Consider the following 1,858-nt stretch of genomic DNA (forward strand, 5'->3'; position numbering starts at 1 on the left):
AGACTGATAAACTGCTGGAGGCTTTCAATAATATTAACTTAGTGGAGATTGTTCATAATGGAGTTATATCTTCATATATGACGAGCTTGAATTTTCTGCAGCTGGAAATATTACAACTATTAGGTGTCCCAGCAAATAAATACTCTCTGAATGCTTTCACTTAAAAATCATGCAAAACATTAGAGGGGTGTCGAAATCAGCGTTATTTATGAGTATTATCTTATGTAAACTTCCAGTTAATAACAGCTATATTCTCACACCTGTTATATTTTAATACAACCCGGTTACTAAAATCTATCCATCCCTACATTCCCAAAATCTCCATTATCTCCTTTTTCACCCACTTTCCTATATATTTTGTGCCGAAGTCCAGTGTCTGAATCACAAAAATAGTTTAAAAAAAAACTTGACAGACTTAAAAGATTATGTTAAAATATAAATAATTAGGTATAGATGAGATAAATCAAGAAGACTACTACTATACTAACTACTATCGACATGTTGAGTAAATTATGCACGATTTTCAGAGAGTATCACCATCTAATTTCTTTCTGGTAAAAGGATTAGGGTTAAGATGCCAGTTTGGTTTAGGGGTTAAGAAGTTGGGCTTTTTCTTTCACCAACCTCCTGACCATAACCAGTAACCTTTTTTTATGTTATTCCAGACGGATATTGGTGCAAAACTTCCTCAACACGACACTATAAGGTAGGTGTAAGCATTCAGTTAACAGGTGTCAGGTATCAGTGTTCAATGCTCAACTTTTAAGAGAATTAGAGACATCAAAATAAGGAAACAAATAGAGTAGTGCTCTGTCGCCATTCAAGTGATTGATTGGCCGTTGTCCCCCGCTGGGGGGGTAGGGGGTGGATTCTTCTATTTCAGATTTTATATTCCACCTCCTTAATCCCCCGCCAGCGGGGGACATCAATTGAACTGCCGTGACTCTCCTGGTGTTAACTGAGTGCTGATACCTGATTACTGAAAACTTACAGGTAGGTATTTATTGAAGATGTTAGAAGATTTATTAACTACGAGGCAATTAGCTGATTATTTAAAGGTACATGAGATGACTATTTATAAACTCCTTCAATCTCAAGAAATTCCTGCTATCAAGGTAGGTAGAAAGTGGAGATTTAGAAAGACTACAATTAAATTATGGCTTGAAGAACGAGAATCGGAAAGTGTCAAAAGATGGACTCCTCAAACTACTAAACCCAAAAGATGGAATATTGAGATAGAGACAATGGAAATAGCAGAAAGAGAGAAGAAGTTGTTTGATATTTTTAATGTGAAGATTTAAGGACAGAGGATAAACCTTAAAAATCTGTAAGCGTTCAGGTGGTAATTTACCGCAGAGACGCAGAGGAACAGAGAAGATATGGAAATAAATCAGATAACAGAAAAGATTATTGGTGCAGCCATTGAAATACATAAGACATTGGGAGCAGGTTTGTTGGAATCTACATACGAAGAATGTTTATGTTATGAGTTATCAATCTTAGGGTTACATTTTAAAAGGCAGGTTGAATTACCTGTAAGATACAAAGGAGTTAGATTAGATTGTGGCTATCGGTTAGATTTGCTTGTTGAAGAAGAAGTTGTTGTAGAATTAAAAACTGTAGAGCAATTACTTCCAATTCATGAGGCACAGCTTTTAACCTACTTAAAAATGATAAATAAAAGGGTAGGTTTGTTAATCAATTTTAATGTTCCTGTCCTTAAGGATGGGATTAAGCGTATCGTAAATAAATTTTAATTTTCTTCTCTGCGTCTCTGTGTCTGTTATGTAAAGTGTCAAGCTTTTTTTTATTTTTTTACTTAAGAAAAGACTCTACGACTTATCTCTATAACTCTACA

At 34.8% G+C, this 1,858-nt stretch carries 2 protein-coding genes; both read left to right on the top strand.

What is annotated here, in order from left to right; genetic code table 11:
• The first annotated feature begins 1,010 nt into the window (after positions 1-1,010).
• A complete protein-coding gene (locus tag AB1414_20150) occupies positions 1,011-1,301 on the top strand; it encodes a helix-turn-helix domain-containing protein (GenBank protein MEW6609726.1) in 291 nt (96 codons plus the stop codon).
• Positions 1,302-1,379: 78 nt separating this feature from the next.
• A complete protein-coding gene (locus AB1414_20155) occupies positions 1,380-1,757 on the top strand; it encodes a GxxExxY protein (GenBank protein MEW6609727.1) in 378 nt (125 codons plus the stop codon).
• The last annotated feature ends 101 nt before the right edge of the window (positions 1,758-1,858 follow it).

Source organism: bacterium (assembly GCA_040755795.1).
GTDB lineage: Bacteria > UBA9089 > CG2-30-40-21 > CG2-30-40-21 > SBAY01 > JBFLXS01.